General features: G+C 60.1%; 20 protein-coding genes. 7 read left to right on the top strand and 13 right to left on the bottom strand.

The window, feature by feature from the left end:
- Positions 1–3: 3 nt before the first annotated feature.
- On the bottom strand, positions 4–369 hold the full coding sequence (gene rpoZ / locus RUI03_RS04450; RefSeq protein WP_317289081.1) for a DNA-directed RNA polymerase subunit omega: 366 nt from the start codon (positions 367–369) through the stop codon (positions 4–6).
- A 64-nt stretch (positions 370–433) separates the two neighbouring features.
- A complete protein-coding gene (gene folK, locus RUI03_RS04445; protein ID WP_317289080.1) occupies positions 434–940 on the bottom strand; it encodes a 2-amino-4-hydroxy-6-hydroxymethyldihydropteridine diphosphokinase in 507 nt (168 codons plus the stop codon).
- A 95-nt stretch (positions 941–1035) separates the two neighbouring features.
- Here folK and RUI03_RS04440 point away from each other — a divergent pair, with 95 nt between their 5' ends.
- Complete coding sequence (locus RUI03_RS04440; protein WP_317289079.1) at positions 1036–1659, top strand: NYN domain-containing protein; 624 nt, start codon at positions 1036–1038, stop codon at positions 1657–1659.
- Between the two features lie 51 nt (positions 1660–1710).
- Positions 1711–2388 carry a uracil-DNA glycosylase gene (locus tag RUI03_RS04435; RefSeq protein WP_317289078.1) on the top strand — a complete coding sequence of 226 codons (678 nt, stop codon included), beginning with the start codon at positions 1711–1713 and terminating at the stop codon, positions 2386–2388.
- Here the strand turns inward: RUI03_RS04435 and thiD are convergent.
- The 8 genes from thiD to RUI03_RS04395 all read right to left on the bottom strand — a co-directional run bounded on the left by thiD (position 2382) and on the right by RUI03_RS04395 (position 11818).
- Positions 2382–3194: a bifunctional hydroxymethylpyrimidine kinase/phosphomethylpyrimidine kinase gene (gene thiD, locus RUI03_RS04430; RefSeq protein ID WP_317289077.1), complete on the bottom strand. Its 813-nt coding sequence runs from the start codon at positions 3192–3194 to the stop codon at positions 2382–2384. The two genes, RUI03_RS04435 and thiD, sit on opposite strands and share 7 nt — an antisense overlap.
- Before the next feature lie 11 nt (positions 3195–3205).
- Positions 3206–4570 (bottom strand): phosphoglucosamine mutase, encoded by a 1365-nt coding sequence (gene glmM, locus RUI03_RS04425; protein WP_317289076.1) that lies wholly within the window; start codon positions 4568–4570, stop codon positions 3206–3208.
- 75 nt (positions 4571–4645) lie between these two features.
- Complete coding sequence (folP, locus tag RUI03_RS04420; RefSeq protein WP_317289075.1) at positions 4646–5479, bottom strand: dihydropteroate synthase; 834 nt, start codon at positions 5477–5479, stop codon at positions 4646–4648.
- A complete protein-coding gene (locus RUI03_RS04415) occupies positions 5445–6398 on the bottom strand; it encodes a hypothetical protein (protein ID WP_317289074.1) in 954 nt (317 codons plus the stop codon). The genes folP and RUI03_RS04415 overlap by 35 nt, the downstream gene beginning before the upstream one ends.
- A gap of 79 nt (positions 6399–6477) precedes the next feature.
- Entirely contained in the window at positions 6478–7410 is a 933-nt protein-coding gene (gene bla, locus RUI03_RS04410; protein ID WP_317289073.1) for a subclass B3 metallo-beta-lactamase, read from the bottom strand.
- A gap of 139 nt (positions 7411–7549) precedes the next feature.
- On the bottom strand, positions 7550–9457 hold the full coding sequence (gene ftsH, locus RUI03_RS04405; RefSeq protein ID WP_317289072.1) for an ATP-dependent zinc metalloprotease FtsH: 1908 nt from the start codon (positions 9455–9457) through the stop codon (positions 7550–7552).
- 49 nt (positions 9458–9506) lie between these two features.
- Positions 9507–10835 (bottom strand): tRNA lysidine(34) synthetase TilS, encoded by a 1329-nt coding sequence (tilS, locus tag RUI03_RS04400; RefSeq protein ID WP_317289071.1) that lies wholly within the window; start codon positions 10833–10835, stop codon positions 9507–9509.
- The gene (locus tag RUI03_RS04395) at positions 10826–11818 is read right to left on the bottom strand and encodes a tetratricopeptide repeat protein (protein WP_317289070.1); all 993 of its coding nucleotides are present in this window, start codon (positions 11816–11818) and stop codon (positions 10826–10828) included. Before RUI03_RS04395 ends, tilS begins: the two co-directional genes overlap by 10 nt.
- Positions 11819–12001: 183 nt before the next feature.
- On the opposite strand from RUI03_RS04395, the gene RUI03_RS04390 reads away from it, so the two are divergent.
- Positions 12002–13642: a chloride channel protein gene (locus RUI03_RS04390; RefSeq protein ID WP_317289069.1), complete on the top strand. Its 1641-nt coding sequence runs from the start codon at positions 12002–12004 to the stop codon at positions 13640–13642.
- A gap of 1 nt (position 13643) precedes the next feature.
- On the opposite strand, the gene RUI03_RS04385 is transcribed toward RUI03_RS04390, so the two are convergent.
- The gene (locus RUI03_RS04385) at positions 13644–14324 is read right to left on the bottom strand and encodes a glutathione S-transferase (protein ID WP_317289068.1); all 681 of its coding nucleotides are present in this window, start codon (positions 14322–14324) and stop codon (positions 13644–13646) included.
- Positions 14325–14386: 62 nt separating this feature from the next.
- Here RUI03_RS04385 and RUI03_RS04380 point away from each other — a divergent pair, with 62 nt between their 5' ends.
- Complete coding sequence (locus RUI03_RS04380; protein ID WP_317289067.1) at positions 14387–15064, top strand: MBL fold metallo-hydrolase; 678 nt, start codon at positions 14387–14389, stop codon at positions 15062–15064.
- Here the strand turns inward: RUI03_RS04380 and RUI03_RS04375 are convergent.
- Positions 15034–18255 (bottom strand): glucokinase, encoded by a 3222-nt coding sequence (locus tag RUI03_RS04375; RefSeq protein ID WP_317289066.1) that lies wholly within the window; start codon positions 18253–18255, stop codon positions 15034–15036. The two genes, RUI03_RS04380 and RUI03_RS04375, sit on opposite strands and share 31 nt — an antisense overlap.
- A 402-nt stretch (positions 18256–18657) precedes the next feature.
- On the opposite strand from RUI03_RS04375, the gene carB reads away from it, so the two are divergent.
- The 3 genes from carB (at position 18658) to RUI03_RS04360 (ending at position 23322) form a co-directional block, all read left to right on the top strand.
- The gene (gene carB, locus RUI03_RS04370) at positions 18658–21960 is read left to right on the top strand and encodes a carbamoyl-phosphate synthase large subunit (protein WP_317289065.1); all 3303 of its coding nucleotides are present in this window, start codon (positions 18658–18660) and stop codon (positions 21958–21960) included.
- 86 nt (positions 21961–22046) lie between these two features.
- Positions 22047–22520: a transcription elongation factor GreA gene (gene greA / locus RUI03_RS04365; RefSeq protein ID WP_317289064.1), complete on the top strand. Its 474-nt coding sequence runs from the start codon at positions 22047–22049 to the stop codon at positions 22518–22520.
- A gap of 163 nt (positions 22521–22683) precedes the next feature.
- The gene (locus RUI03_RS04360) at positions 22684–23322 is read left to right on the top strand and encodes a hypothetical protein (RefSeq protein WP_317289063.1); all 639 of its coding nucleotides are present in this window, start codon (positions 22684–22686) and stop codon (positions 23320–23322) included.
- A 67-nt stretch (positions 23323–23389) separates the two neighbouring features.
- On the opposite strand, the gene RUI03_RS04355 is transcribed toward RUI03_RS04360, so the two are convergent.
- On the bottom strand, positions 23390–25597 hold the full coding sequence (locus tag RUI03_RS04355) for a M3 family metallopeptidase (protein ID WP_317289062.1): 2208 nt from the start codon (positions 25595–25597) through the stop codon (positions 23390–23392).
- Positions 25598–25609 lie beyond the last annotated feature (12 nt).

Raw genomic sequence — 25609 nt, 5'->3', positions numbered from 1 at the left:
TTGCTATTTGTTCGACGGCGAAAGTGGCGCCATGCCGGTCTGTTGAAGGTGCTTGAGCAGATCTTCTTCAGAAACCGTGTCGTGCTCTGGAAGGTCCGCTTTTTCAGCCGCCAGACCTTCGGCCTCATCAGGCTCGTCCATATCCAGCTGCGTCTGCAGCGATGTGACCAGATCTTCGATGATTTCTGCGGATTTGACCTTGTCATCCGCCAGCTCACGCAAAGCGACGACGGGGTTCTTGTCACGCTCGCGCTCAACCAGGATCGGTGAACCTGCAGCAATCAGGCGTGCCCGGTGGGCGGCCAGCAGGACCAGATCAAACCGGTTGTCGACTTTATCGATACAGTCTTCGACGGTAACGCGCGCCATGCAAAATCTCGCTATTCACTTGGAAACGGGCCGTATAACGGGGATTGGCCGCTGTGGCAAGGGCCTAGCCCCCGCCGAGGCGCTTGGCCGTCCCCAGAGGCAGGGCCTCGATCATCGCGCCAATCCCCTGCCCCGTGACGGGATGTTGCCATTTGGGCGTAACATCCCGCAGCGGCAGCAGCACAAAATCCCGCTGCGCTATCGCCGGGTGCGGCAGGGTCAGGGCCGTGTCGGCCTGCACCACGCCTTCATAATCCAAAAGGTCCAGATCCATCGTGCGCGGCGCATATCGGCGGGCAGGATCATCGAACCGTACACGGCCGAATGCGGCCTCAATGGCCTGCAGCGCCACCAGCACCGCCTGTGGCGGCAGGGACGTTGAGAGGCGAACGACCGCGTTCACATAGGGAGGCTGGGTCGCGTCAGGCCATGCTGCGCTGCGATAGAGCGGTGACATTACCGCATCGGTGCCCAGACACTGCAAGGCAGCATACGCACCATGTACCAGTTCGGCGGAAGGTGCCTGCCAAAAAGTCTTGTTCGATCCGACGCCTACATGGATTTGGGGCATTTGCTTCCGAACTTAATTGAGCTAGTTTCGCCGCTTCATCATGACCGGGCGCCAAGCATCGGCACAATAAATAAATAAGGTTGGAGGATATTTTCATGCAGGACTGGATGGGTCTGGACCCCGATGATCGGACCGCAATTTTTATTGACGGCGCCAATCTCTATAAAACAGCTCGCAATCTCGGCTTTGATATCGACTACAAACGGCTGCTGCAACGGACGCGCGAAGAAACGCGCCTCGTCCGGGCCTATTACTACACGGCGATGCAGGAAGACCGCGATCAGGACTATTCCCCCTTGCGGCCGCTCGTCGACTGGCTCGACTATAACGGCTTCCAGATGGTGACGAAGGTTGCCCGCGAATACACGGATGCCCAAGGGCGCAAACGCTATCGCGGCTCCGTCGACATTGAACTGGCCGTCGATATGGTTCTGATGGCGGAGAAACTTGACTGCATCGTGCTGTTTACCGGCAATGGTGACTTCCGGCACGCCATTGAGAAAGTGCAGCAACGCGGCTGTCGCGTCATCTGCGTCTCGACCATGAGCACCCAGCCGCCCATGGCCTCCGACGACATTCGCCGCCAGGCCGACCAGTTCATCGACCTCACCAGCCTCGAAGGCGTCATCGGGCGCAAATCATCCGCGCCCCGCAAGGAAACCGCGGCATCCGACGAGGAGGATGAGTTCGAGGACAGCTATGATGGGGCGGAGGCCTGACCCGAGGGCAATACTGGCCCCGGTCGTCGAACAGGTCTAGCCGACTGGCCTATGACAAAAGACGCCCCTGCCTACCCGCCTGAAGCGCCCAAGGATTGTCCGCTCTGCCCGCGCCTCGTCGCGTTTCGGCGGGCCAATCAGGAGAAATACCCGGACTATTTCAACGGGGCCGTGCCCTCCTTCGTGCCCGAGGGCGGCGAGGAGTCGACGGAACTCCTGGTGGTGGGTCTCGCCCCCGGTATCCAGGGGGCGAACCGCACTGGCCGCCCCTTCACCGGCGATTATGCCGGCGATCTTCTCTACAGTACCCTGACGACGTTCGGCTTTACGGCAGGAACCTTTGACGCCCGCCCCGATGACGGGTTCAGGCTCAAGCGCGCGATGGTGACCAATGCCGTGCGCTGCGTCCCGCCGGAGAACAAACCTGTGGGCGCCGAGGCCAATGCCTGCCGCCCCTTTCTCGTTTCACGGATGGAAAGCCTGCCCCGCCTGAAGGTCATCATCAGCTTGGGGAAGATCAGTCACGACAACACGGTCCGGGCGCTGGGCGGCAGGCTGTCAGCGCATCCATTTGGTCACAACGCGGATTATCAGATAGAGACCGGCCACGGCCCGGTGACCCTGCTGTCGAGCTACCACTGCTCACGCTACAACACGAATACAGGCCGGCTGACCGAAAGCATGTTCCACGATGTGTTTGGCCGAGCCGCGGCGCTATGTGATCAGTAGGGCTCGAAGGAAACAACGCGTCCGGCTTCGACAAGCGGTCTGAGCGCATGGTTGACCGGACCATGGCCACCGCCAAATCCGGGCGCGTGACGGATCGCTTCGCGGACATACAGCGTCGCCTTGCGGCACGCCTCCAGGGGCGCATCCCCTTGCGCAATGAAGGCCGCAATGGCCGATGCCAGCGTGCAGCCCGTGCCATGAGTGTGGCGGCTTTCGATCCGGCCATGGGCGAAGATGGCCTCACTCGTGCCTTCAAGAAACACATTGATGACTTCGTCGCCGTCAAGATGTCCGCCCTTGGCGAGCACCGCCGCCGCCCCCAGATTCTGGATGACTTGCGCCGCCTCAATCAAATCAGCCTTGGTTGAGATATTCATATCTGCCAGCATCGCAGCCTCGGGCGCGTTGGGTGTGACCACCGTCGCCCGCGGTACAAACCGGTTACGGATAATATGGCCGGTTTCATCATCGCCCAGCCGGTCGCCCGAGGTCGCAACCATGACCGGGTCCACCACCATCGGGATGCCGGCATAATCATAAAGGGCATCCAGAATGGCGTTGCCGGCCGCCGCGCTGCCGATCATACCGATCTTGATGCAGTCGGCACCGATGTCGTCGAGAACCGTACGGATCTGCTGGCCGATGATCTCATCCGGCACCGCATGAATGCCGCTGACACCATAGGTATTCTGCACCGTGATCGCGGTGACGGCCGTCATGGCATATCCGCCCAGCGCCGCAACCGTCTTGATGTCCGCCTGAATACCGGCCCCGCCGCCGGAATCGGATCCAGCAATGATCAGCACACGACCCTTCATCAGATCGCAGCCTCGACAGCTTTGCAGATATCGTTGACCACCCGTTTGACGAGCGCAGCGTCCTCGCCCTCCGCCATCACGCGGATCAGTGGCTCCGTGCCTGATTTACGAATGACCGTGCGCCCATTCACGCCAAGCGCATGGTCGGCATCGGCAATGGCCTGGCGGACATGGTTGTTGTCCAGCGGATCGCCAGTCTTGTAGCGGATATTTTTGAGAATGTTTGGATAGGGCGTGAACTGCTGGCAGACCTCAGAGGTCGGCTTGTCCTCACCCACGATCAGGCTGAGCACCTGCAGCGCCGTCACAAGACCGTCACCGGTGGTTGAATAATCGCTGAGAACGACGTGGCCGGAGGGTTCACCGCCCACATTCATTTCCCGCTCGCGCATGGCCTCAACCACATAGCGGTCGCCCACCTTGGTGCGGACGAGTTCCAGCCCCATGCCGCCGAGATGCTTTTCAAGGCCCATATTGGCCATGACGGTGGAGACGATGCCGCCGCCATACAACTCTTCCTTGCGCATCATGGCTTCAGTGATCGCGGCCAGGATCTGGTCGCCGTCAACCAATTGCCCTTTTTCATCGGCGATGATGACGCGATCTGCATCACCGTCCAGCGCAATGCCGATATCGGCGCGGTATTCCAGCACCGTGTCCTGCAGGCGGCGCGGAGCGGTCGAGCCGCAATTGCGGTTGATGTTATAGCCATCGGGCTTGTCACCCATGGTGATGACATCGGCGCCCAACTCGTAAAGGACGGTCGGCGCGACCTTGTACCCAGCACCATTCGCGCAATCGAGGACCACGCGGATCCCGTCGAGCGACAGACGGCGCGGCAGGGTCGCCTTGGCAAATTCGATATAGCGCGCACCGGCATCGTCAATCCGCTTGGCCCGGCCCAGTTCCTTGGCGTCAGCCAGCCCGGTGTCAGGGCCGTCTTCCATCAGGCGTTCAATCTCAAGCTCGGTCTCGTCCGACAATTTATACCCGTCAGGACCAAAGAACTTGATGCCATTGTCCTCGAACGGGTTGTGGGAAGCGGAGATCATGACGCCCAGATCGGCGCGCATTGACCGGGTCAGCTGCGCCACGGCTGGAGTAGGCAATGGCCCAAGCAGGATGACGTCCATTCCGGCGCCGATAAAGCCTGCGGTCAGCGCCGGTTCGATCATGTAACCCGACAGCCGCGTATCCTTGCCGATGACCACGCGGTGACGGTGAGTGCCGCGACGAAACGCCCGCCCCGCAGCCATTCCGAGGCTGAGTATCCCGCCGGGCGTCATCGCCCCTGCATTGGCAAGGCCGCGCACACCGTCTGTGCCGAAAATCTTGCGTTCCCGAGGATGTTCGTCGCCGCGCATGAGAAAATATCCTTGTTTCCCGCCGTTTATCATAGCCCGGCAGGGCCTACAAAGTCATGAACCATGGCAATATGGTTAATCCGCGGCAGCAATCGCTCCCGCGACGGCCAGCGCCTGCCGGGTCGCGGCGACATCATGAACGCGGAACCAGCTTGCCCCCTTTTGTCGTCCGGCGAGAACCGCGGCGATCGATCCGCCGAGGCGCTCAATCGCGTCCCCCTCCCGATCAAGGGCGGCGATGAATCGTTTGCGCGAGGCGCCCAGCAGCACAGGACAATTGAGCGATGACAGACGGTCCAGATGGGCAAGCAGGGCCAGATTGTGCGCCAGCGTTTTACCAAAGCCGATACCCGGATCGACAATCAGGCGCTCACGCGAGATGCCCGCCCCTGCGCACGCCACAATGCGATCGGACAGATAGTCGACCACTTCCGCGACCACATCGGCGTAGACCGGCTTGTCTTGCATCGTTTCGGGCGTGCCCTGAGCATGCATCAGACAGACCTGGACCCCCAATTCGGCGGCGACGCCAAGGCTGTCCGGCGAATAGGTCAGGGCCGTCACATCATTCCACAGCCCGGCCCCCGCCGCGACGGCCGCCCTTGCCACCTCGGGTTTGCGCGTATCAATGGAGATGAGACATTCTGTTCGCGAAGCAAGCCCTTCGATGACAGGGATGACACGCGAGAGTTCCTCATTGATATCGACCGTCGCAGCACCGGGCCGGGTGGACTCGCCGCCGATGTCGAGGACATGAGCACCCTCTTCCGCCAGCGTCAGGCCATGGGCGATGGCCCGATCGGCATGATGAAATCGTCCGCCATCGGAGAAGCTGTCCGGCGTGACATTGACGATGCCCATGAGGGTGACGGCGTCAGGCGTCATCGGCCGTTCCTGCCAGACGTGCATAGATTTTTCCCTGGAAGCCGATCGCGACCAATGTCTGGAAAATGGTGATCGCGATCAGAAAGAGCTTCCAAATCAACAGAATATGACCTGGTGTTTCGGGATTGAGGATCCATTTTCCGCCATTGAGCAGCAACACTGCGACAAATCCAACGACACCCGCACCGAGCATGATGAAGGCCATGGCCAACGACAGACCAATCGCCGACAGGACGATGCGACCAACCTGTCCTCTTGTCATGCGCAGAGGCTCAAGAATGTCGAGGTCATTTTTCACGACGAAATAGGGATAGATCAGAATGGTCCGCGCGTAGAAATAGAATGCTGCGACGATCAGCAGCGGGACGATGAAAATAAGTGCCCATGTCGGCACGGACCATTGCATGGCGCCGAAGATAAAGGCCCCACCGAACCCGAGCAGCGCAGAGATAAAACCGATCACTGTACCGAATATCCAGAGGGCGAACTGGTAGATGACAGCCTTGTTTTCCCGGCCACCCCAGCGAAAAAGAAAGACCCCCTCCGGCGGCCGTTCGACGGCTGCTGCAGACAGCATGCCGACGACAATGACGGGTATGAAAGCGAGGCTCGAGATGGTGACAATTAACTGATAGATCAACGGACCGAAGGCGCCCCACCGCATTGAGACCCGCATCGGATCGACGATGTTGGTGTCGATCCCAAAGGTCATGGCCTGCTGGACCTGCAGGGCTGTGTTATAGCTCCAGATCGACTGCAGCGGGCTTCCGACCACGAGCGAATACAGGACGATCAGGATGATGGTCGACAGAATGGCGGGAAACCACCCTAGCCTGAGCGCCCAGCCCATGGACTGCACCGACCATTCAAGGGTTTCCAGGACCACGCCGTCCAGGCGCTCCGTCGCAGGCGCTGGCTCGCGCTTCTCGGCAGTCAACGTCATCGATACACTACTCCGCGCGTGCTGACCGATAGCCCGTCTGCACAAGAATGGGTTCAGCCGGGCCGGGCGTAAGCGGTTTTCAGTCCTGGTCGCCTACGGACTGTTCTTCTGCAAGCCTCGATTCAAAGGCCGCCTCCAGACGCGTCATCATGGCCGGGAATGTTTCGCGGTCAATGAAGGCGGCTTCGTCCCCTGCGGCGAGCCGGGCCCGCTTTTCCGTCATGCCGAAAAATTGCGGATGGTTTGAGAGGAAAATGTCGGGTTTCCAGTTCCGCGTCTTGTCAAAGGTCTCGCGATAATCATCGACAATGCCATCATATTGCGGCGGCACAAGCGAATTGCCGGCCACCGTGGCGCTGCAGAAGAACAGAACGTCCGTTGGCATTCGCTGCAGCCGCACCGTCATCGTCCAGGATGTACAGCCGCGCGTATGACCCGGCGTTATGTGAGCGGTCATCCGTGTGCCGCCCAAATCGATCGACTGCCCGTCGGCGATGGTACGCGAGACCTTAATGGGCGGGGCCGCAAGGTTCGGATCGTCCTCATCGCCCAGATAGAAACCATTCTCGAGCGCTGAGCGGTCCCCTTCGCTGGCAATCAATTCCGCGCCGCTGGCCGCCTGCAGCATGGCCAGTCCGCCTGAATGATCGAAATGCGCGTGACTGTTCAGCAGAACCCGGACGTCATCAATATCGAAACCCAAGGATTCAATGCTGTCCACGATGAGCTGTTCATAGCCCGGCATGCCCCCGTCCAGAAGGATGAGCCCGTCGAGCGTGGAGATGAGATAGACGGCCAGGCCCTCCGTCCCGACATAATAGATGTTGTCCGCGATCTTGAAGGGCGCGGTCGGGGTTACCCAGGAGGGGTTTTCCGTTGCAAACGCCGACGGCACGCCCATGGGAAAGGGCAGTGGCGGCGCCGGCTTTGGCGGAAGCGGTTCGGTAGCACAGGCAGCACAGAGCGCGAGCAAACTCACCATCGGTGCCTTGCGGCGCAAAAACGACATCATGTCCCCTCCTCCATTTTCCGATCGCAGCCTAGGTTCAGCCTGACGATTCTGACAAGAGGCTTTGCGGACATTGACTAGGCGCAACCCACGAAATAGGGCGCCCCGCAGGACGCCCTTTGTATCGATAGTAGCGCTCGATTTATGCGCCTTGGGGTTCCGGTCCGCCCACCGCGCCGCCGGTATGAGGACCAGCAGTCGGCACCGATGATGGCGGCGGTGTCGGCGGCATGTCAGGATCATCGCGGATGACGCGCTCCCCTTTCAGCAGCCGATTGATCTCCTCGCCGGAGAGAGTCTCGTACTCAAGCAGACCTTCAGCCAGCTTGATCCAGTCGTCATTATTGTCCGCCTCAAGAATGCGGCGGGCCGTCCGGTTGGCGGTCTCGATAATATCGCGCACTTCGTCCTCAATCTTGCGCGCCGTTTCCGGGCTCAAGGTCTTAGACTTTGCGATGGACTGACCGAGGAACACTTCGCCTTCGTCCTCTGCATAGGCGATCGGACCGAGCGAATCGGACAGACCGTACTGCGTGACCATGGCGCGGGCGAGTTTGGTGGCCTGCTCAATATCCGAGGAGGCGCCGGAGGTGACGTGCTCCTTTCCGAACTTCAGTTCCTCGGCAACACGGCCCCCCATCAGAATGGCGAGGCGCGACGTCATCTCCTGTTTTGACATGGAGAAACGGTCCCGCTCAGGCAGCTGCATCACCATACCCAGGGCACGGCCCCGCGGGATGATGGTCGCTTTGTGAACAGGGTCTGTCGACGGGACGTTCAGTGCGACAATGGCGTGGCCAGCCTCGTGATACGCAGTCAGCGTCTTCTCTTTCTCCGTCATGACCGTGGAGCGACGTTCCGCGCCCATCATGATCTTGTCCTTCGCGTCCTCAAATTCCTTGTTCGTTACCATGCGTTTGCCGCGGCGTGCCGCAAGCAAAGCTGATTCATTCACAAGGTTGGCGAGGTCCGCACCGGAGAAGCCGGGCGTCCCGCGAGCGATCGTCCGAACGTTGACGTCCGGTCCGAGCGGCACCTTCTTGATGTGGACGCCGAGGATCTTCTCGCGGCCGACAAGGTCAGGGTTCGGCACGACGACCTGACGGTCGAAACGGCCCGGGCGAAGAAGCGCAGGATCAAGAACGTCGGGACGGTTGGTCGCCGCAATCAGAATGATCCCTTCATTGGACTCAAAACCGTCCATCTCGACGAGGAGCTGGTTGAGTGTCTGCTCGCGCTCATCATTACCGCCGCCAAGGCCTGCGCCCCGCGAGCGACCGACTGCGTCGATCTCGTCAATGAAGATGATGCAGGGCGCATTCTTCTTTGCCTGTTCGAACATGTCACGGACGCGTGAGGCCCCGACACCGACGAACATTTCAACGAAGTCCGACCCGGAAATCGTGAAGAATGGCACATTGGCCTCACCGGCAATGGCACGCGCCAGAAGCGTCTTACCCGTCCCCGGAGGACCAATGAGCAGCGCCCCTTTTGGAATCTTGCCGCCAAGGCGCTGGAATTTCATGGGATCGCGCAGATACTCCACGATCTCTTCAAGCTCTTCCTTCGCCTCATCGATCCCGGCGACGTCGTCAAACATCACCCGGCCATGGCGTTCGGTCAGCAGCTTGGCCTTGGACTTGCCAAAGCCCATGGCGCGGCCCGAACCGGCCTGCATCTGCCGGCCGACAAAATACAGGAGCGCGACGAGCAGCAGGAACGGCAGAAGCTGGACGAGAACGGAGACGAGGAACGGAACTTCCTCTTCAGCCACCACCTTCACCGGAACATTCGCGGCGATGAGACGCTCGGACACGTCCGTGTTCTGCGGCACCGTGGTTGCAAATTCGCGGCCATTGGACAGAATCCCCGTCACCACATTGTCGTCGATCTCGGCAGAATTGATCCCGCCATTGTCCAGCTGTTGGCGAAACTCCGTGTATGTCAGGGAATCGACAGCTGACGTCGGCGCCGCGTTCGAGAAGACATACAAAAGCATCATCGCGACCGCGAGCATGAGACCCCAGATCACCCAATGACGTCCGTTCATGAAACTATCCTTCTAGCGCCGGAAAGAGCCCGACTTTGCACAATAAACCCTAATACCGAATGACACGCGGTTTGAAACGCTCGGACAATAAGATGTCCGCGTCACATAGTTCTAATTCACTTAAGGTCTCGGCTGCCCCACGCCAAGATTGCAGCGCCGATAACACAATCGTGTCACACCCTGTCGGCACGTGAGTCAAAACGCCTTTTTCGCTTATAATACAAGGCATTGTCGATATAACGCGGCGCTCGACATGATCTTTGACAAATTCGACAGGAAAGCACTGGCCTATAATGGCCCAGCGTGAACCGTCCGGCACATTGGCCTCGCCGACGAGTCGGAACCGATTATCGAAGACAAATGGCTCTGGCGTGACGGGCCGGGTCCACACGGTGCGCTCCAGATCGGCGCGCCCCAGCAGTGCAGCAGGTTCCCGCAGAACGGTGCAGCCATCATCGTTGAGAATCACCTCCGCGCCCTGCCCCGTAAACCGACCGGCGGACAGGCGGTCCTCGGTCACAAAATCGGCAGGCACCGGCCCCCGGCCGACCACGATTTCCATCGCGCGCGCGATCAGGCGTGGCAGGTCCTCAGCCCGTTCTGGATGCGCAATCCTGAGCACAGCATCGGGGCCGATCATCCATCCGGCAGCCTCCCCATCCCGCTGTGTCAGGCGATCATCGGCACCAGCAAGCGCAGCGATGGCCTGGGCGGACCGCTCCAGCGCTTCCACGTGCAGGATACCCTGCACGTCAAGCCCGGCCAGCAGGCCGCGAATACCGATGCGCTCGTATTTCTCATCAAGATTGGAGGGATCAGACTGCACCGGTAGAGATCGCGCTTGGGCGTAAAGTTGAGTGTCGCTCCGTCGCGCCGTCGTCAACAACGGACGCCCCAGCGTGATGGGACGGCCCGCTCCAGCCGCCACGCGCTCGGTCACGCGCATCCCGGCGAGACCCGCACCACTGCCGCGCCGCAGTCGCATCATCACCGTCTCTGCCTGATCATCCCGTGTGTGGGCCGTCACAAGCCAGTCGATGCCGGCATCGCTGCACGCCTTGATGAGAAGCCGATAACGCGCCTCGCGCGCTGCGGAGAGAACGCCAGTCTTGGGCTTTTCCGCCTCCCAGACGAGGGTCCGATGATCAATGGACCGCGAAGCACAGAAAGCCGCAACGACGGCGGCTTCTGCGGTGCTTTCGCTGCGCAGACCATGATCAACCGTCAGCGCCAGGATTTTCCGGCCCGCGCGATGCAACTGGTCAAGCAGCGCAAAAGAATCGGCGCCGCCGGAAATGGCGACGCCGATCAAAGCATCGGGCTCAGCGGGAAGCCCCGCCGGGTCCAACGTAAAGGGACTGGCTGGGTCTACTGGCAACCGGCCGCCGCTTTTTCGTTGTCATAACGCCGGCTCATCCGCTCGGGCATATTGGGGAATTTGGACTTGCCAGCGCGGAAGACCTTGCAGGCTTCCTCGGTCCGACCCAGCCGCGCAAACGAAATGCCAAGTTTCAGATAAGCCTCAGGCGAGCGCGGATCATCCTTGTACGTCCCGACATGGTCGAGGAAGACGCGCGCGGCATCGCCATTCGCGCCGGTGGCGAGATAGACTTCACCCAGCAGGAATTTGGCTTCAGCCGTCTGCGGTTCATCAGGGAAACGCACAACAAACGCTTCGAGGGTCCGCTCGGCGGTGTCATAATCGGCTGCCAGAACCGCATTATAGGCGATATTGTAAGCCGCGTCCGGGTCGTCAGGCAGTTCGACCATCGCCTCCTCAGCCGGTTCATCGCGGGTCAGATCAACGGGCCCGCCCGTGGGCTCAGACAACGGAGTGGGACCCGTGGGGCGCGGCTGATCACCGACAGGACCGCCGATCGGATAATCCGGCTCAACCGGCATCATGCCGCCATCGTCATAGCCGCCCGACATCCCGTCATCCATGAGCGGCTGATCGGAGCGCGCTGACAGCTGGTTCAGCTTCTGCTCCTGCTGCCGCAGACGATAGCTCAGCTGTTCGACCTGGCCGGTCAGCTGCGCCATGCTTTCTTCGATTGCGGTCAGACGGACCGAAAGGCTGGCCTGTTCGACACCCGGCACCATCTCGGACGGTCCCATGTCGGCGGGCATGCCCCCGATACCAGTCCCCGTCACGGGCGGACGTCTGATCTCGCCCTCAGCCGAGTAGACGACCCCCTGCAGATCGCGCAGGGCATTTTCGATCCGGGACAGACGTTCAGCGGTCTGCTCCTGGCTCATCTGGCTGCCGGGCCGGCCCTGCACCTGGGCGGCAGCGGGTCCCGCCATGGCGAGTGGAACGGTCAGCGCCAGCGCAGCGGCGGCAGCTTTCAAGGGGGTCATTCGGTTGCTCATCATCGGGCCTGATTTTGACTATCGGAGATACCTTAACCTTAGTCGGAACTGCGGCAAAGAGAAGGCGAGCGTTTTCATCCAAAACGTCATGTAAAAAAGCCCACGCCCGCTCGCTGTTTGGCTCGGCAAACCGCTGACAGTCTCTGCGAACCGTGATAGCGCCGAAATTCCATGACCGACTCCCCCTGGAAACGCATTCGCCTCTGGCTCGAACATTCTGCCGAAAGGGCAGCGAATGTCGCCAGTGCGAAAGTGTGGCTGCTCGCGGCAGCTGTCGGTGTACTGACCTCTTACGGCGTGCTGGCATTCACTGTTGGTATCGAGACTCTCACCCATTTTGCCTATGGCGAAGGCACGACGCGCCTGGCCCAGGGCGCCCGTGGCCTGTCACCCTGGCGCTGTTTCATGGTGCCGGTTATTGGCGGGGTCATTGTCGGTTTTCTGCTCTGGCTCGTACAGAAACTGAAAATCTTTCCCGACATCCGCTGCCAGGGTGTTGCGGAGGTCATCGAAGCCCGTGCCAGCCCGCCCGGTCACCTGTCTCTGGCGGGGGGCATCGCCAACACCATCGCCACAGGCACGGCCCTTGGCTTTGGTGCCAGTGCAGGTCGGGAGGGACCGCTCGTGCTGATGGGCGGCGCCATTTCCACCTTTCTGTCGGAGCAGTTCAACCTGTCCGGCAAGGATGCGCGCACCCTTCTGGGCTGCAGTGCGGCGGCGGCCGTTGCCGCGGCCTTTAATGCGCCGATTGCGGGCGTGCTGTTCGCGCTTGAGGTGGTGCTGAGCAATTATGCGCTTTCGGTGTTCGGACCGGTCACGCTGGCCAGCGTTGTTTCCGTACTGATCGCCCGCTCGCATCTGGGCGATCTGCACCGGTTCATCATTCCCGATTACGGCTCAGCCGGTGCCTATGACATCCCTCTCGGTGCAGCGCTCGGGATCATCTGCGGGCTTGTCGCGTGGACGTTTCTGCAATCCGCCGCCAAGGGACGGCGGATCGCCCGGGACCTGATTTCGAAGTTCCGTGTACCAGAGCCCCTCCTGCCGGTCATTGCCGGGCTGGGGATGGGCTGTTTCGCCATTGTCCTGCCCGAGGTGCTGGGCGTGGGATACGAAGCCACGATGGAAGCGATCAACGGCAATTACTCCCTGTCGCTGTTGCTCGTGCTCCTCGTGGCGAAGATGGTCGCCACCATATTGTGCCTGTCCTGCCGGTTTGGCACGGGGGTGTTCTCGGGCGGCGTCTATCTGGGCGCCATCACCGGGGCGGCGTTTGGCGCCGTCCTTGGTCTCGTTGCACCCGATGCGGTCACGAGCCCCACATTCTATGCGATGATCGGCATGGGCGCTGTGTCGGGGGCGATTATCGGTGCGCCGATTTCTACGACCCTGATCGTGTTCGAGCTGACCGGCGATTACGGCATGACCGCGGCGCTGATGATTGCCGTCGGCATTGCCACCGCGATTGCCCAGGTCTTCTTCGGCTCGTCCTGGTTCCACTACCAGTTGAACGTGCGCGGCTATGACCTCTCAGATGGCCCGCAGGGTGTAATCCTGCAAACCATCCGTGTGCGCGACGTCATGCGCGCCATGCCGGCCGATGCCGCCCCGCTAGAAGAAGGGGCCAACCGGCTCTACGCCATGCAGACGCTGGGCGAGGCCCTTGCCGTGATGACCGACCTCGGCGCCGACGGTATGCCAGTCGTAGCCAGCCGGGATGATCCGAAAATTGTGGGCACGCTCACCCAGATCCGCGCCCTGACAACCTATAACAAAGCCTTGGTCGACAGCCATATCGAGCTGCACCGCTAGGCTATCTCGCCGGGGCCAGCAGGTACTTGTATTCCCCGCCTTTCTTAAGCGCATCACGATAGGCCTCGCGCGCCTGAATGCGGCGGACCCAGTCGGCAACGTGGGGATATTTGGCAACCATGTCCGGGCTGCGGGACAGGCCGGTCTCCAGCGCAAAGCTCATCATGATATCGGCGCCTGAAATGTCCTCGCCGGCGAACCAGCGATGGGTCTTGAGGCGCTCATTGATGACCGTCATCTGGCGTTTCAGACGAGGCTCGGTCAGCATCGCCATCGCCTTGTCGCACGCCGCTTTCAGCACCGGACGCACGAGCGCTGGCGCCCGCTTGGGCATCTCGGACAGGACCAGCATCATGACGAGGTTGGGCTGCATCGTCGCCTCGGCAAAATGCAGCCAGTACAGATAATCGAGATTCGCGTCGCCGCCCGGTGGCGCCAGGCGACCCGGGCCAACCCGGTCAATGAGATACTCGACGATGGCACCGCTTTCGGCCAGCACCCTGCCCTCATGCTCGATGACCGGCCATTTCCCCAAAGGGTGAAGCTTTTCCAGCCCGTCAGGGCCAAGCATGGTCTCGGCATTGCGCGCATAGGCGCGCACTTCATAGGGTACGCCAAGCTCTTCGAGCAGCCACAGGATCCGCTGGGAGCGGGAGTTTTCAAGGTGATGCACAATAATCATGTCCCCCTTTAGCACGTGGGGGCGGCTGGCCAAGGCCTGCCATCGGCGCTATCGTTTGGCCCATGAACAGTGCTCCGCCGATCCAGGTCAAAATCGTCCCCGTCACCGCCTTCCAGCAGAACTGCTCAATCATTCGAGCGCGTAATGGCGATATTGCCGTCGTTGATCCGGGCGGAGAAGTCGACCGCCTTATGGCCGAGGCCGAGGCGATGGACGGCACGATCAGGAAAATCTGGCTGACCCATGGTCACCTTGACCACGCCTCCGGCGCTGTCGAACTCAAGGCGCGTACAGGCGCACCCATTGAAGGCGCCCATCCGGAGGAAGCCTTCTGGCTCGACCAGATCGAAGAGGTCTGCGCGAAGTACAATTTCTCGGAAAAAGGACAGAATTGCGTCCCCGATCGATGGCTGCAGGATGGCGATACGGTGACGCTGGGCGACGAAACCTTCGACGTCCTGTTCACTCCCGGCCATACGCCCGGCCACGTGGTCTTCTATCACCCTGGCGTGAAGCTCGCCTTTGTCGGCGATGTCCTGTTCAAAGGCTCCATCGGCAGAACAGATTTCCCGCGCGGCGATCACCAGACCCTGATCGACTCCATCACCGGTAAGCTCTGGCCTTTGGGCAACGACGTCCAGTTCGTGCCTGGCCACGGTCCGATGAGCACCTTCGGGGCTGAACGGCAGACCAACCCCTTTGTCGGTGATCAGGCGCTGGCGCGCGCGCCGTCCCGCTGAAGCACCTGTGAGATCGTTTCTTCGAGGCGTTCCTTGGTGACCGGCTTGGTCAGATAACCGTCCATCCCCGCATCGATGCAGTTCTGGCGATCTTCGGGCAGCGCATGGGCTGTCAGACCGATGATCGGCGTCCGCCCGGCTCCGTGATCTTTCTCAATGCCGCGGATCTTCCGGGTCGCAGACAGACCATCCAGCGCAGGCATGGATACGTCCATCAGAATGACGTCTGGCGTCTCATCGATAAACTGTGCCACCGCATCCTCACCATCGACGGCCAGGCGGAGTTCGTACTGTGCAGGATCGAGCATCGCCTTGATGACGAGACGGTTGACGGCATTGTCCTCAGCAATCAGGACACGGAGGGGTTCGCCAGCGGCCGGTTTCGCCGATTTCTTCTGTGACCGGTGCAGCGCGGCACGGACAGCATCCGGCGCTTTGCGGCGCATCTCGTCCGCCACGCTTTTCAATTTCGCCGGCGCAGGCATATCGGCAGAAGCTGGCGCCGTGGACGGCTCAGCGTCAGCGGTCGCATTGTCCTCGATTTCGGCGGTCAGCATGAGGGGTGCCTTCTCGGCGGCCACAGGGGCTGGGACATCGTCCGTCGCGGGTGTCTCCTGGCTGGCCAGAGCATTTTCCTTGGCATAGTGCGGTGACACCGCGGATTGCAGCGCCTGACGCAGTGATTCTGACCGTGCCGGTTTTACGAGGCAGGACTTGAAATCGAGATCGTCGCATTCAGGATTGTCGACCACATTGCCAACGGAGGTCAGGAGGATTAACGGCAGACCGGAAATACGCGGGTCAGCCTTGATGTCCCGCGCCAGGGCGATACCGTCCGTGTCCGGCATTTGATAATCGAGAATAGCAGCGTCGATCGCCTCATGAGATTTTGCAGCCTTGCGCAGGATTTCGAGCCCTGCCTTGGCGCTTTCCGCAAGCAATGTGTCCACACCCCATGCGCCAAGCTGCTCTTTCAGGATGGCGCGATTGACCGGCTGGTCGTCAACGACGAGCACCGTCTTGCCCTTCAGGTCACCGAGCGGAATAGGCTCGGCCGATTGCGCCGCTTCTTCGGCGAGCGGCAGGCGCAGATGGACACTGAAGGTCGAACCTTTGCCCACCGTGCTCGTCACCGTGACATTGCCGCCCATGAGCTGGACGATCCGGCGCGTGATCGACAGGCCAAGGCCCGTGCCCTGATGAACTCTGGTCGATGAGCCATCGACCTGCTCGAATGAACCAAAGATGGCCTCGAGCTTGTCTTCCGGAATACCGCAACCGGTGTCGGTGACATCGATCTGCAACTCCGCGTGGGGGCCCTCCGCCGTACCGGAAATATCCAGAAGGACGTGTCCGGACTGTGTAAACTTGACGGCATTGCCCAGAAGGTTGGTCATCACCTGGCGGATCCGGCCAGCGTCACCGATCACCCATTCCGGCGTGGATGGCCGGAAGCGCGTCATCAGTTCAACACCTTTGGCTTCACAGCCTGCCGCCAGCATCGCCGCCACGTCGTCTACACAGACGCGCAGATGCATTGGCTGTTCCTGCAGGCGCATCTTGCCTGCCTCGATCTTGGAGAAATCGAGAATGTCATTGATGACGGTCAGGAGGGCGTTGCCAGAATTGGAAATGACGTCGAGCATTTCCTTCTGACCGGATTCAAGCGGTGTCCGGCTCAGAACGTCTGCCATGCCGAGAACGCCATTCAGCGGCGTTCTGATTTCATGGCTCATATTCGCGACAAATTCAGACTTGGCGCGGTTGGCGCAGTCGGACCGGTCTTTCTCCGACCGCAGGCGGATCGCCAGTTCTTCAAGCTCGATCGTCCGGCGTTCCATCTCGGTACGGTCTGTTTCCACAATGGCAAAACCGCCCTCAGGGGTCGGGTAAGCTTTGCATTCCAGAACGCGACTGCCAAACACAAAACGTTTGAACATGAACGGCTCGGTTGATTTCAGCTTCGCCACGATGTCGTCGGCTGTGATGTGACCATCAAACTGCCCGGCCGTTTCAAGGGCGGTGAAGTAGTCAAGAGCAGGCGTGCCAGGCAGAACCAGCGATTTGTCCTGGGGCAGATCATACCAGTTTTCTCGCGACATCGCGACGAGCTGCAAATCCTGATTGATGACGGTTAGCGACTGATCCAGATAACGCGACGCGGCACGCATATGCTGGCTCTGGTTCAACCGTCCGGCTTCCAGCGTCGCGATGGATTCTGCAACCTGACGGGCAAGACCAATCAGGCCGGTGCTTGGGTTCTGCATGACGAGTGTCGGCGTCGACGCCACAAAGACACCGAATTTGCCTTTGTCCTCGAACAACGTACGGAATCGGTCCTGCGGCAGCGCATCCAGGGCGCGGCTGACGATCTCGCCGTACAGAAAAACACCGTCCTTGGCACAAAGCTCAAGACAGATGTCGCCCGCAATGCTGGCGAGCGCGTCAAAAAAGACATCAAGCGTCTTCCGGCAGAGCGGATCAGCATCTGTCTTGCCGTACATCAGGATTTCAAGCGCGGTCAGCGTTGCCGGACGGTCGCCTTCAAGCTCGCTCAAGACCTCATAGATCCGTTCGATCCCGGAAAAGGACAGAATGTCTTCGCGGGAGATGAAACCAAATCGAGACCGCAGCCGGGCAACGATCTGTGACTGAAGATCATCTTGTGGCGCGAACGCTGTGTGTCCAGACTCCGTATCGATGATACTGACGTTACCGCTATCACATTTCAGCGCAGCTACACCCATGCCGGCGGTCAGTCCGATGACACCGAACCGGCCATTGTCGAGGTCGAGAGATTGCGCGGCGCAGGCCCCGCCCATGTGAATGGCGTCACGTTCATCCAGCCACGGAATCGCTGAGGCAATCGCCGCAATGTTGTTCATGGCCACAAAGTGATCGATTCCAAAGCGCGATGTCAGCTCGGCCCGGTCAATCACCCAATCTGTATGCAGCGGGCGCACGACGTCGCCATAGACAGGACCCTGCAGCGAGATGGCGACGGCCTTCACCCAGGCATCATCGTCCCCCTCGGACAGATAGGCCTCAAGCATATCGTAGAAATTGGCATAGTCGCCGCGTTGCATTTCACGACTGGCGTAAAACACAGGTCGATCATCGCCATGGCTCGCCATGGACGCTAGTCGGCATACCGATTGGCTGATATCAGCCAGTACCACTCTGTGCGCCACCCCAAAATCTCCCTTTATTTTCGGACACCCTATCCGAACGCCCTGAACAGCCGTTTGCGGTAACATCGACAATTTGAATGATTTTCGAATTGACACTGCGTCCGGACCAACCGGCAATAGTCAGACAAATCAAGGGATACCGCCTCACGGTGGGTAAAGCCGCCGGATTGAGGCGACTGTTTCAACCGCAACCAAAAGCTGCGCCATGGCGGGCGGCATGCGCTACCCTCCCGCTGTCATCCTTCGCCCAATATGTCGTTTTCATTCGCATACGGCATAATAGTGAAGGCGCGCGTGCAATTTGCGTGAAATTCACGACCTCATTATCCTTGATATGGAAGTCTGACCTCTGTAGACCCCCGGCAATTTGCGCCTCCGTCAGATCAGAATCGAAAAGCGACCATGCCGAAACGTACCGATATTCAGTCCATCCTCATCATCGGCGCCGGCCCCATCGTCATTGGTCAGGCCTGTGAGTTTGACTATTCCGGCGTACAGGCGGTGAAGGCCCTGAAAGAAGAGGGCTACCGCGTCATTCTGGTGAACTCCAACCCGGCCACGATCATGACCGATCCGGAGATGGCCGACGCCACCTATATCGAGCCCATCACGGCTGAATTCGTCGAAAAGATCATCGAGATTGAGCGCCCGGACGCGCTTTTGCCCACCATGGGGGGCCAGACCGCCCTCAACTGTGCGCTGGAGCTGGCCAATTCCGGCGTCCTGCACAAATATGGGGTCGAGATGATCGGCGCCCGGGCCGATGCCATCGACAAGGCCGAAGACCGCGAAAAATTCCGTGCCGCCATGGCCAAGATCGGCCTTGAGAGCCCCCGCGCGGTGATCGCCAGCAGCCCTGAAATCCGGGACACCAATGGTCGCCTTAAGGGCTATGACAAGGCAGCCGGCGTCGCAGACGCCATGCGTGCCGTCGACGAAATCGGCCTGCCGGCCATTATCCGCCCGGCCTTTACCCTTGGCGGCACCGGCGGCGGCGTCGCCTATAACCGCGATGAATACGAAAAGATCGTCCGCTCCGGCATTGACGCCTCGCCCACCGGGCAGGTCCTGATCGATGAGAGCCTGTTGGGGTGGAAAGAATATGAGATGGAGGTCGTCCGCGACCGCGCAGACAACTGCATCATCATCTGCTCAATCGAGAATATCGATCCCATGGGTGTTCACACGGGTGATTCGATGACCGTGGCCCCTGCCCTTACCCTCACCGACCGTGAATATCAGCGCATGCGGAACGCATCGATCGCTGTCCTGCGGGAAATCGGCGTGGAAACCGGCGGCTCCAACGTCCAGTTCGCTGTGAACCCGGAGAACGGCCGTCTTGTCGTGATCGAGATGAACCCGCGAGTGTCGCGCTCCTCTGCCCTGGCCTCCAAGGCCACGGGCTTCCCCATCGCCCGTGTCGCGGCCAAACTGGCCATTGGCTACACCCTTGATGAGCTCGGCAACGACATTACCGGCGGCGCGATGCCTGCCAGCTTTGAGCCGACCATCGACTATGTGGTCACCAAGATCCCGCGCTTTGCGTTTGAGAAATTCCCCGGTGCCCAGCCCCTCCTGACAACGGCGATGAAGTCGGTTGGTGAGGCCATGGCCATTGGCCGGACATTCCAGGAGAGCCTCCAGAAGGCGCTTCGGTCACTGGAAACGGGCTTGTGCGGCCTTGACCCGATCAAGATCAACGATCTGGGCGGCGATGATGACATCAACGCCTATCGCCGGGCCCTCGCCGCCCCGACGCCAGACCGCCTGCGCGTGATCGCGGAAGCCCTGCGTGCCGGATTGCCGGTGGAACAGATCCGCACCATCACGGCGTTCGATCCGTGGTTCCTCGAGCAGATCCGCGGCATTATTGACACTGAAGAAGAGATCCAGCGCAATGGCCTGCCCGCCGATGCGCCAGGGCTCTTCCGCCTCAAGTCCATGGGCTTCTCGGACAAGCGCCTTGCCCAGCTCTGCGACGGGACGGAAGATGAAGTGCGCGCGCACCGTCGGTCGCTCAATGTCCGGCCCGTCTACAAACGGATTGATACGTGTGCCGCCGAATTTCGGGCTGTCACACCCTATATGTATTCGTCCTACGAGGCCGGCAATTTTGATGAGTCCGAGCCCTCGGGCCGCAAGAAAGTGATCATCCTCGGCGGCGGGCCAAACCGCATCGGCCAGGGGATCGAGTTTGACTATTGCTGCTGCCATGCTGCCTTTGCGCTGGAGAAAATGGACATCGAGTCCATCATGGTCAACTGCAACCCTGAAACGGTGTCTACGGACTATGACACTTCGGACCGTCTTTATTTCGAGCCGTTGACGGCAGAAGACGTGCTTGAGCTGGTGGCCAAGGAACAGGAAAGCGGCGAACTGTTGGGCGTCATTGTCCAATATGGTGGCCAGACCCCCCTCAACCTCGCCGATACGCTGGCCAGGGAAGGCGTGCCGATCCTCGGCACGTCAGTCGACGCCATCGCCCTAGCCGAGGACCGGGAAAAATTTCAGGGCGTCGTGCGCAAGCTCGGCCTCGTGCAGCCAAAGAACGCCACCGCGTCAAATCGCGATACTGTTCTGGCCACCGCCGAAGAGGTCGGTTTCCCCCTCGTGACACGGCCCTCCTATGTTCTTGGCGGCCGGGCCATGGAGATCATCCGTGATCGGCCGAGTCTGGTCCGGTATCTTGAAAAATATGTCGATGCCGACCTGATGAAAATCACGGAGCGTGAGCCGCTCCTGCTCGACCAGTACCTTCAGAATGCGGTGGAATGTGATGTGGACGCCATCTGTGATGGCGATGACGTCTATGTCGCCGCCGTCATGGAGCATATTGAGGAAGCGGGTGTTCACTCGGGCGACAGCGCCTGCTCCCTGCCCGCCTATACACTGGATGACGAGACGATTGCCCGCCTGAAAGAACAGACCGTAGCGCTCGCCAAGGCCCTTGGTGTGCGCGGCCTGATGAACGTCCAGTATGCGATCAAGGACAACGTCATCTACCTGCTCGAGGTAAACCCGCGCGCGTCGCGCACCGTTCCCTTCGTCGCAAAATCGATCGGCGTGCCGGTCGCCCAGATCGCAGCGCGTGTCATGGCGGGTGAGAAGCTGGCGTCGTTCGACCTGCCAACCAAGCCGCCGCGCCACGTGGCGGTGAAGGAAGTCGTCTTCCCATTCTCGCGCTTCCCCGGCGTGGATACGGTCCTCGGACCGGAAATGCGCTCGACCGGCGAAGTCATGGGCATCGACGAGGATTTCGACCGCGCCCGGGCGAAGAGCCTTCTCGCTGCGAACCTGATCCTGCCCATGGAGGGGACTGTCTTCATCTCCGTGAAGGACAGCGACAAGCAGGAGATACTGGCCCCGGCACGGCGGCTGATCGAGCTTGGCTTCAAGTTGATCGCCACAGGCGGCACGGCCAGCTGGCTGCGCGAGCACGGTGTCGAAGTGAAGCCGGTCAACAAGGTGCTGGAGGGTCAGCCCCACATTGTCGACGCGCTGATCAACGGCGAGGTGCAAATGATCTTCAACACCACCGAAACCGCGCAGTCGATTGAGGATAGCCGTTCCATCCGGACAACCGCCCTGCAGCGCCGGATTATGTGCATCACGACCCTGTCCGGCGCGAAGGCGTGTGTGCGCGCAATTGATGCGATGAGCCGCGGTGGCCTTGAAGCGCGGTCACTTCAGTCCTATTATCCCTAATCCCTCACAAACGGGTGGCGTGGTTCCTCCGGTCTCGACCGGTTCGGGACCCGTTGACGTTTGTCCGCAATGGAAGACCAGACGATATGGAAAAGTTCCCGATGACTCGGGCCGGCTTTGAGAAGCTTGAAGCCGACATTAAACACCTGAAGTCCGTTGAGCGGCCTGCCGTGATCCAGGCCATTTCCGAGGCCCGTGAACACGGCGACCTGTCGGAGAATGCCGAGTATCACTCCGCCAAGGAACGTCAGTCCATGATTGAGGGACAGGTCCTCGAACTGGAAGACAAGTACAGCCGTGCGCAGGTCATCGACGTTTCGACACTCAGTGGATCAGATGTGAAATTTGGTGCCACCGTGACCCTGATCGATGAAGACACCGAAGAGGTGAAGACCTACCAGATCGTTGGCGACCTGGAGGCCGATGTTGCCACGGGCAAGATTTCGATCTCTTCGCCCATCGCCCGTGCCCTGATCGGCAAGGAAGAAGGCGATTCTGTGGAAGTTGCCGCCCCCGGCGGCAGCCGTGCCTATGAAATTGAAAAAGTCGAATATATCTGATTGGCCCTTATCCAACTGATTGGAAAAAGGCGTCCTCTGCGGCGCCTTTTTTTGCGCCGCAACTATGGCGGTTGCGCCCTTGGTAACCAAACCGTAAAGTTGTGTTGCAGCCCCGAAACAAAACTAACAACGTGTAGATAGCTATAGTGGGGGGTAAATACCGGTGGCTATTAAAACAATCCTGTCGGCGGCTTCGGCGGCACTCATCGGAGTTGGCGTAGCGAACGCCGCGACGATTACTTTTGAAGGCGAGGACGAAGTCGCCATCACTGAGGGCGACAGTTTCATGGTCGGCGATGTAACCTTCACACAAGGGACATCAGACTCTCTTGGTTTCCTCGCCATTGTAGATGAAGCCATATTCGTCGAAGCGGGTACTACGAAAATGTGGTCCGGCAATCGGGCGAACGTCATCATGTCGCTGACCAGCGGCGATTTGTTTTCCTTGAACAGCGTAGATCTGGGCGGTTCATTCGTTAGGTCACCCGCCCGCTGGGCAGATGGCATCACGATCACTGGCACACTCGCTGACATGTCAACGATCAGCCTGTTGATTGACCTGCCCGCCGCAGACCCGAATTATGTGAATGTCGTTTTCGGCGCCGCCTGGTCCGCGCTGATGTCCGTTGAATTTGCGGCCACGGGCTCAAACGGCACGGGTCTGTATGATTACGAATTCACCCTCGACAATATCGACTTTGGTGAGGCGAGTGCCGTCCCTCTTCCAGCCGCCGCCCCTCTGTTCCTGGCCGGTGCTGCAGCAGCTGGCTTCGCCCGCCGCCGTCGGGCTAAAACTGCCTGAGCTCACATTTTCGACGACAAAAAAGGCGCCCCGGGGGGCGCCTTTTTCTTTGTAAAGACGATTGCCCTTACTCGGTCGGGAAACCGCGCTGGCGCATCAACGCCTTGGTATCGAGTTCCTTGCCGCGGAACGCCTTGTACCCTTCGGAGGGATCAACGGTGTCGCCAACCGACAGGACGTGATCGATAAAGCGTTGAGCCGTCGCATCGTCGAACGGGCTGCCGGCTTCCTCGAAGGCTTCCCAGGCATCCGCACCGAATGTGTCCGCCCACAGATAGGCATAGTAGCCTGCGGCATAGCCTTCGCCAGAGAACACGTGCGCGAATTGCGGCGTACGGTGACGCATGGGCAGCTCGGACGGCATGCCAAGGCTGGCGAGGGTCTCACGCTCAAACGCATCGGGATCCACGTCGGAGGCATCAGCCAGCGTGTGCAGGCGCATATCGATCAGTGCGCTGGCGAGATATTCCGTGGTCGCAAATCCCTGGTTGAACGTCCCCGCATTCTTGATCTTGGCGACCAGTTCGTCGGGAATTGTCTCCCCTGTATCCACGTGCTTGGCGAAGCGGCTGAGGATTTCATCCGTCGCCAGCCAATTTTCATGCACCTGGCTTGGAAACTCCACATAGTCGCGAGGGACCGAAGTGCCCGATTGCGAGGGGTACTTCACATCGGACATCAGGCCGTGCAGCGCGTGACCAAATTCGTGGAACAGGGTCGTGGCATCGTCCCACGAGATCAGCACAGGCTCACCCGGCTTGCCCTTCACGAAATTCGAGTTGTTCGACACCAGCGTCTTGATGTCCCCATCAAGCTTCTGCTGCGCCCGATAGTCGTTCATCCACGCGCCGGAGCGTTTGCCCGCGCGGGCATAGGGATCGAAATACCAAAGACCCTGCAGCGCACCATTGCGCGTGACCTTCCAGACGCGAACGTCGGGGTGGAACACGGGAACGTCATCAACCTGTTCGAAGTCCAGATTGTACAGATCCTTCGCCATCCAGAACATCCCCTCACGGAGGTTCTCAAGCTGCAGGTACTGTTTGACCTCGTCGGCATCCAGGTCGTATTTCGCCTTGCGGACTTTTTCGGAGTAGTAGCGATAGTCCCATGGCTCGATCGTGATGTCGTCACCATTGGTGTCCGCAATGGCCTGCATGTCGGCCACTTCCTCGTCCACGCGCGCAATGGCCGCCGGCCACACCGACATCATCAGATTCATGGCGTTTTCAGGTGTTTTGGCCACGTTTTTCTCAAGCGCCCGCTCGGCAAAATTCTCATACCCCTGCAGACGGGAGCGTTCCTGACGCAGACGGAGGATCTGCCGGATAATGTCGTTATTGTCGTAGGCGTCGCCATTGTCGCCGCGATCATAATACGTGCGCCAGACCTGCTCCCGCAGCTTCCGGTCTTCCGAATAGGTCAGGAAGGGCTCCATGGATGAACGCGTATTGGCGATCGCATATTCACCTGCGCGGCCTCTGTCTGCTGCGGTTGCTGCTGCCGCATCGACGACGCTGTCCGGCAAACCGCCCAGCTGGTCTTCGGTCAGCCAGGTCACGTAGGCTTCTTCATCATGCAGAAGGTTCTGGCTGAATTTGGTGTAGAGCTTGGACAGCTCCTCATTGATATCGCCGATCCGCTCTTTCGTTTCCTTGTCGAGCGCTGCGCCTGAGCGGACGAAATCGGTGTAATAGTCCCAGGTCAGCCGCTGTTCCGCGGGGGTCAGCGTTTCAAGCGTCGCCTTGTCGTTCCAGACAGCGGCGATCCGCTCGAACAGCTTCTCGTTCTCGATGCGGGCGCTTCTGTATTCCGCATAAAGAGGATCAACGCGCTCTTCAATGTCCTGAAATTCTGGCGAGGACAGGTTGCTGGACCAGATGCCGTAATAGGTGGAGGCCCGGTTCAGTGCGGCGCCCTGCCGCTCCATGGCGACAATGGTGTTTTCAAAGGTGGCGGGCTCATCATTATTGGCAATGGCATCAAGCTCCTCGAGCGCCATGGCAATCGCCTTTTTGATGCCCGGTTCGAACTGGTCGATCGTCACCTCGTCAAAGGCGGGAACGCCGCCATAGGGCCCATCGTAAGGCGCTAGGATCGCTGGTGTCATGGTGTCCTCCTCTGAGGAATTGGTCGCCGCAGTCGATGGCGCGGCAGATGTGTCGGATGCAGTCTGTGCTGTGGCAGAAGCGCTCGTCTCGTCCGTCTCAGCACAGGCGCTCAGCGCGAAGCCAAGGATGGCGAGGCTCGCGCCCCATTTCATGGAATTGGTCATCAGGGAGAATAC

The sequence above is a fragment of the Parvularcula sp. LCG005 genome (assembly GCF_032930845.1).
Taxonomy (GTDB): domain Bacteria; phylum Pseudomonadota; class Alphaproteobacteria; order Caulobacterales; family Parvularculaceae; genus Parvularcula.
The sequence above is the reverse complement of the archived record's forward strand: the minus strand, read 5'-3'. Positions and strand labels throughout refer to the sequence as shown.